The sequence below is a fragment of the Inquilinus sp. genome (assembly GCF_039594555.1).
Lineage (GTDB): Bacteria > Pseudomonadota > Alphaproteobacteria > DSM-16000 > Inquilinaceae > Inquilinus.
Genome location: NZ_JBCNNF010000388.1, coordinates 1 through 6484, shown reverse-complemented (window position 1 = coordinate 6484; position 6484 = coordinate 1). Strand labels below are relative to the sequence as shown.

At 68.8% G+C, this 6484-nt stretch carries 7 protein-coding genes; 3 read left to right on the top strand and 4 right to left on the bottom strand.

Features of this window, described 5'->3' with window-relative positions; translation table 11 throughout:
* Positions 1-208: hypothetical protein (locus ABDW35_RS29400; RefSeq protein ID WP_343717401.1), on the bottom strand; the 208-nt coding region annotated here is incomplete at its 3' end.
* 199 nt (positions 209-407) lie between these two features.
* Between ABDW35_RS29400 and ABDW35_RS29395 the strand changes: the two genes are divergently transcribed.
* Positions 408-2264: an ABC transporter ATP-binding protein/permease gene (locus ABDW35_RS29395; RefSeq protein ID WP_343717400.1), complete on the top strand. Its 1857-nt coding sequence runs from the start codon at positions 408-410 to the stop codon at positions 2262-2264.
* Between the two features lie 82 nt (positions 2265-2346).
* Positions 2347-3090 (top strand): DUF4241 domain-containing protein, encoded by a 744-nt coding sequence (locus tag ABDW35_RS29390; RefSeq protein ID WP_343717399.1) that lies wholly within the window; start codon positions 2347-2349, stop codon positions 3088-3090.
* Positions 3091-3112: 22 nt separating this feature from the next.
* Here ABDW35_RS29390 and ABDW35_RS29385 read toward each other — a convergent pair whose 3' ends face one another.
* Together ABDW35_RS29385 and ABDW35_RS29380 are read right to left on the bottom strand one after the other, a co-directional pair.
* Positions 3113-4420, bottom strand: coding sequence for an MFS transporter (locus ABDW35_RS29385; protein ID WP_343717398.1), 1308 nt, complete (start codon positions 4418-4420; stop codon positions 3113-3115).
* Positions 4421-4504: 84 nt separating this feature from the next.
* The gene (locus ABDW35_RS29380) at positions 4505-5332 is read right to left on the bottom strand and encodes a phytanoyl-CoA dioxygenase family protein (RefSeq protein ID WP_343717397.1); all 828 of its coding nucleotides are present in this window, start codon (positions 5330-5332) and stop codon (positions 4505-4507) included.
* Positions 5333-5411: 79 nt separating this feature from the next.
* Here ABDW35_RS29380 and ABDW35_RS29375 point away from each other — a divergent pair, with 79 nt between their 5' ends.
* The gene (locus ABDW35_RS29375; protein ID WP_343717396.1) at positions 5412-6200 is read left to right on the top strand and encodes an IclR family transcriptional regulator; all 789 of its coding nucleotides are present in this window, start codon (positions 5412-5414) and stop codon (positions 6198-6200) included.
* A gap of 9 nt (positions 6201-6209) precedes the next feature.
* Here the strand turns inward: ABDW35_RS29375 and ABDW35_RS29370 are convergent.
* Positions 6210-6484: metalloregulator ArsR/SmtB family transcription factor (locus ABDW35_RS29370; RefSeq protein ID WP_343717395.1), on the bottom strand; the 275-nt coding region annotated here is incomplete at its 5' end.

Genomic DNA, 6484 nt, shown 5'->3' with positions numbered 1-6484 from the left:
AGAGATCGCGGACGGTCTGCGCCTTCAGCACCACGCCGCCGACCGTGATCGTCCCGGCGTCGCCGATCGCGGCCTCGATCGCCGCGCGCGGGTCGGACAGCGTCGCGATCTCGGCCGAGGCTCCCGGCGTCAACCCGGCTTGCGCCACAGCCGGCAGCACCGCCGCGCCGAGCAGCAAGGACAGAAGCGGGACAGCCAAGCGTCGCATAACGGGAAACTCCAGCAATCTTCAGATACGTAGCGCGAGTGCGAGAGGAGAGGAGTCCTTTTGGCGTGACGAGACCGTGAAAGTCACACTGCGTTGCCATGCAGCAACATAAACATACAATTTTATCAAGATTGCTGACAAGTCGCCGGGCGCGGCTTTGCCCTTCCCGCCCGCGAGGCGCCCGCTTAGGGTACGCGCCATGAACGCCGCCACGCCCCCTTCCGTCATCGACGCCGCCAAGGGCCGCCACCCTTTGCGCTCGCTCGCCCCCTATCTCTGGCCGGCCGGCCAGCTGGAGATGCGGGTCCGGGTGGTGCTGGCGGTGCTGCTGCTGATCGCGGCCAAGGTCGCCAGCGTCTACACCCCGATCTTCTACAAGCAGGCGATCGACGCGCTGTCGGTCAAGGGCGGGCTGCCGCTGATCCTGCCGGTCGGCGTCATCCTGGCCTATGGCGCGGCCCGGGTGCTGAGCCTGGCCTTCGGCGAGCTGCGCGACGCGATCTTCGCCAAGGTGGCGCAGCGCGCCATCCGCCGCACCGGCCTGGCGACGTTCCAGCACCTGCACAGCCTGTCGCTGCGCTTCCATCTCGACCGCCAGACCGGCGGCCTGTCGCGGGCGATCGAGCGCGGCAATGCGGCGATCGATACGTTGCTGCGCTTCATGCTGTTCAACATCCTGCCGACGCTGGTCGAGATCCTGTTCGTGGTCGCCGTGCTGTGGTGGATCCTCGACCTGTGGTTCGCCCTGGTGACGCTGGCCACCGTCGTCCTCTACATCGCCTTCACCCTGTGGGTGACGGAATGGCGGACCAAGTACCGCCGGCAGATGAACGAGACCGACCAGGAGGCCAACACCAAGGCGATCGACAGCCTGCTGAACTTCGAGACCGTCAAGTATTTCGGCAATGAGGACCACGAGGCCCGGCGCTACGAGGCGTCGCTGATCCGCTACGAGCGGGCGGCGGTGCGCAGCCAGGTGTCGCTGTCGCTGCTGAACATCGGCCAGGCCGCGATCATCGCCATCGGCCTGACCGCGGTGATGTGGATGGCCGCCGCCGGTATCGTCGACGGCCGGCTGACGGTCGGCGACTTCGTGCTGGCCAACACCTATCTGATCCAGCTGTACCTGCCGCTGAACTTCTTCGGCTTCGTCTATCGCGAGGTGAAGCAGGCGCTGGTCGACATCGAGAAGATGTTCTCGCTGCTCGGCGTGCCGCAGGAGGTGACGGACGCGCCGGGCGCCCGGCCGCTGCAGGTGCAGGGCGGCACGGTCAGCTTCACCGATGTCGAGTTCGGCTACGACCCGCGCCGCGCCATCCTGAAGGGCGTGACCTTCACCGTGCCGGCCGGCAACACCGTCGCCATCGTCGGCCCGACCGGCGCCGGCAAGTCGACCATCAGCCGCCTGCTGTTCCGCTTCTACGACGTCACCGCCGGGGCGGTGCGGATCGACGGGCAGGATATCCGCGACATCACCCAGGCCAGCCTGCGCGGCGCCATCGGCATCGTTCCGCAGGACACGGTGCTGTTCAACGACACCATCCGCTACAACATCGCCTATGGCCGGCCGGGGGCGAGCGACGAGGAGGTGGTCGCGGCCGCCCAGATGGCGCGCATCCACGACTTCGTGCTGCGCCTGCCGGACGGCTACGACACCAAGGTCGGCGAGCGCGGGCTGAAGCTGTCGGGCGGCGAGAAGCAGCGCGTGGCGATCGCCCGCACCATCCTGAAGGACCCGGCGATCCTGCTGTTCGACGAGGCGACCTCTGCGCTCGACACCAACACCGAGCGCGAGATCCAGGCCAATCTGCGCGAGGTCAGCCAGGGCAAGACCACGCTGGTGATCGCCCATCGCCTGTCGACCGTGATCGACGCCGACGAGATCATCGTGCTGGCCGATGGCCGCATCGCCGAGCGCGGTAGCCACGCCCAGCTGCTGGCCGAGGACGGCCGCTATGCCGAGATGTGGCGCCGGCAGCAGGAGGCGGCGGAGCGCGGCGAACTGGCGGCGCCGGAACGGCCGAACCGCGACCCGGAGATGGTCGCGGCGTCGTGACCGTGGTGGAGTGGCGCGACGGCAAATAGAATCGACGAACCTGCCCGGCAGAGGCGGGATCTGCTGCTACGGGAGGGGGATCATGGACATCGCAAATAACCTGCTGGGCTGGGTCAGACGTGTCCCGCCACTGGCGGGGCTGCTTCTTCTCGCGGCCTGCGCCGCTGCCCGCACCGACAACGGGCAGATACCGCCCTCGGCCCTGATCGGCAGTGCCTTCGAGGCCGGGGCCAAAGCCCGGATCAGCACCAACGGCAAGCCCGTCGAGTTTTCGACTGTCGTGGCCGGCGATATCGAGATCCCAAGCGGCCGCATCGTGGTTTGCGACCCGTTCGCCTGCGAGCCCGGCATTCCCTTTACCAAGGCCGTTCCCACCGGCCGCTTTCCGGTGCAGCTGGCGGTGACCCGGACACCGTCCGGCGAGCAGCGGGTGGCCTATGCCCGGATCCTCTTCTCCGCCCGGCCGGCGGTGCGCTGGGAGATGGCGTTGCCGCCGGGCGAATCCCTGGATGGCTCACAGACGGACTACAATTTCGGCTTTCCGGTCGAGAACGGCACCGGCAGCTTCATGGACGCTGCCGTCCAGGGGCCGTATCTGGCGGCAGCGGCCGACCCCAGCACGAAGCGGCAGCTGACCGCCGCCCTGAATGCTCATCAGACGAGTGGCGTGACTTGGCTGGTCCGGCCGTTCGGGCCGGGCAGCGTCGCCATGTTCTCGACCGGCTTCGGCGACGGCTACTACATCTCCTATTTCGGCCTGGACGATGCCGGCCGGATCGTATCCCTGACCGCGGATCTCGGGGTGATCGAACGCCCGCGCACCTAACCTGGACGGGCGGCGACAGCCCTTACCGCCTCGGGACCATCGCGCTGGCCAGGCTCTCGCGCATTGGCACCGGCGCCTCGGCTCCGGACGCCGGGCTGCGCACGAAGACCGCGACCGACAGCGCGCCAACGATGGCGATGGCGCCGGTCAGCACGAAGGCGCCGGCGAAGCTGCCCGACCATTCGACCATGAAGCCGGTGACTGACGGCGCCACGATGCCGGCGAGGTTGGCGATCAGGTGGACGAAGCCGCCGACGCTGCCGACCCGCCCCTCCTCCACCGTGTCGAGGATGATCGCCCAGTAGGTGTTGGCGGTCAGGTACATGAAGAAGACCGAGACCGCCATCAGCGCCACCACGCCGTATACGCCGGTAACCACGCCGGCCAGCGCCACACAGATCGCCGCGATGGCCAGGCTGCCGACCAGGATCAGCTTGCGCGCGAACACGGCGTTGCCGGTGCGCTGGTAGAGTCGGTCGCAGACCATGCCGCCCAGCACCATGCCGAGGCAGCCGACCACCCAGGGGATGGCGTTGACCACGCCCATCGTGCCGATGCTGAGGCCCTGCGCCCTGACCAGGTAGGTCGGGAACCAGGACAGGAAGAAATAGAGGATATAGGCGTAGCCGAAGAAGGCGAAGGCGGTGGCCAGGATCGCCGGCCGGCGCAGATAGGCGGAGAGCGGCAGCCGGGCCGTCACCGCCGGCGGCTTCGCCCGCTCCTCCTGCAGCTCCTTGCGCTCGACATTGCCGAGCCAGCGGTGCTGCTCCGGCCGGTCGGTTGCCAGCAGCGCCCAGGCCACGACCCAGGCCAGCCCGATCCCGGCGATGACGATGAAGGAGATGCGCCAGCCCGCCAGCATGGCGATCGACCCGACCACCGGCCCGGCCAGGGCTGCGCCGATCGGCTGCCCGGCATTGGCGAGGCCGACGGCGGTCGCCTGCTCGCGGCGCGGGAACCAGTTGCTGACCACCTTGTTGGCGGTGGCGCTGAACGGCCCCTCGCCCATGCCGAAGACCACCCGCACCACCAGCAGGAAGGCCAGGCTTGTGGCGGCGGCGGTCAGCCCGCAGAACACCGACCAGACGGTCATCGCCAGGGTGAACACGTTCTTCGGCCCGAATCTGTCCGACGCCCAGCCGCCGACGAAGCAGAACAGGGCATAGCCGAAGAAGAAACTGCTGAAGACGATGCCGAGGCGGGCGGGGTCGAGCCCGAGGTCGTCGGCGATCAGCGGCGCCGCGATCGATAGCGCCGCCCGGTCCAGGTAGCTGATGCCGCCGCCCAGGAACAACAGGAAGACGATGAACCAGCGCAACCGCGCTCCCATGGCGTCCCTCCCCCTATGATCCGGCCTTTGCCGGCCGGTGGCGTTTCGGACCGCCGCCCGGGATGGGCGGTCGGTGGCCGGCCGCTACATGGCCGGCGGGCGGCCGGTGCCGCGCATCAGGATCTGCTGATGGGCGCCGGTGACCTGGGCGTGGAAGGCCAGCGCCGCCTCGGACAGGTCAGACTCCGGCCGCTGCTCCGGCTCGAAATTGCCGAACGCGTCGACACCGCGGACCAGGGTCGCGGCATCATGAGTGCCGACGATCTGGCGGACATAGGTCGGCAGGTAACGGATGGCGAAGCCGATCCGGCGCTTGCCCGACGGGTTGGGGTCCGATCCGTGGATCAGCCGGACATGGTGCAGCGACATCTCGCCGGGCTGCAGCTCGAGCATCCGGGCCCGCGACTCGTCGACCTCGACCGCGATCTCCTGGCCGCGCGACAGCAGGTTGTTGGCGGCGAAGGTGTCGCGATGCGGCACCTGCTCCATCAGGTGGCTGTCCGGGATCACCCGCATCGCGCCGTTCTCGGCCGTGCTCTCGGACAGCGCCACCCAGGCGGTGACGATGTCGGCCGGGTCGAGGCCCCAATAGGTCGAATCCTGGTGCCAGGAGACGAAGCCGGGGTCGCGCGGCTCCTTGATGAAGAAGCTTGAACCCCAGACCAGGATGTTCGGGCCGATGATATCCTCAACCGCGTCGAGGATGGCGGGATGGCGGATCAGCCCGTCCAGCCAGGTGAACAGGAGGTGGCTCTTGTGGCGCATCGGGCCCTTCAGCGTCCCGTGCACGCTCTCATGCGCTTCGAGATGGCGGCGGATCTGCGTCGCCTCGTCGGGCGACAGCACCCGGATCGGGGCATAGTAGCCGTGCGTCCGGTAGTGCTCCACCGCTTCCGGGGACAGCATCTTCATGGCGCTCCTCCGATGTCGGGCATCTTGACGATGCTCTAGTTTCATTGGTGTCGTTACGATTTCAAATATGGAAGACCAGATGGATCGCGATGTCAATGCCAGCGATGAGGGCGGCGCGGCCCGGCCGGGCGCCCCAGCGCTGGAGAAGGGGCTGGACCTGCTGGAGGCGCTGGCGGCCGAGCCGGACGGCATCAACCAGAAGTCGCTGGCGGCGCGGGTCGGCCGGTCGGTCGGCGAGATCTTCCGCATGCTCGGGGTGCTGGAGCGGCGCGGCTATGTCGCCCGCGACCTGAAGACCGGCGAATACCGGCTGACGCTGCGGCTGTTCCAGCTCGGCACCCAGCATCCGCCGACCCGGCGGCTGCAGCAGGCGGCGCTGCCGGTGATGGAGGCACTGGCGGCCCAGGTCGGCCTCGCCTGCCATCTTAGCATGGCCAGCGGCGGGCATTTCCTGATCCTGGCTCAGGCCGAGCCGGACCGGCCGATGGGCTGGACGGTGAAGCTGGGCGCGGTGTTCCCCCTGTCGATGCATCTCGTCTCCGCCCGCATCCTCACGGCGTTCCAGCGCGAACCGCGGCGCGGCGAGATGGTGCGGGCGATCGCGGAGCGGGACGGGATCGCGGTCGAGGACATCCTGGCGCGGCTGGAGGGCATCGCCGCGGCCGGCCACGACCTGACGCCGAGCGAGACCGCCCCCGGCCTGACCGATATGAGCGCGCCGGTGCTGGACCCGTCCGGCCTTGCCGTCGCCGCGCTGACCCTGCCCTTCCTGCCGCAGCGGGGCAACACGGTCTCCCAGGCGGAGGCGCTGGCCGCGCTGCAGGACGCCGCCGCGCGCATCTCGGCGCAGATCGGCGGCCCCGGCTGAGGCTTCGCCTCAGCCCTCCTGCTTCGCCTTGGCCAGCCGCGCGCTTTCCTTCTTCAGCGGCCGCGCGACCGGGCAGATCTCCGAGACGAAGCCGTTCAGCGTGTTGGCGAGGTTGTCCTGCAGCAGCCGGTAATAGATGAACTGGCCGCGCTTCTCCCCGGCGATTAGCCCGGCCGCCTCGAGCACGCTGAGATGCTGCGAGATCGACGGCTTCGACATCTCGAAGCGCGACGCGATCTCCCCCGCGCTCAGCTCCGCATGGGCGAGATAGGCGAGGATCTTGC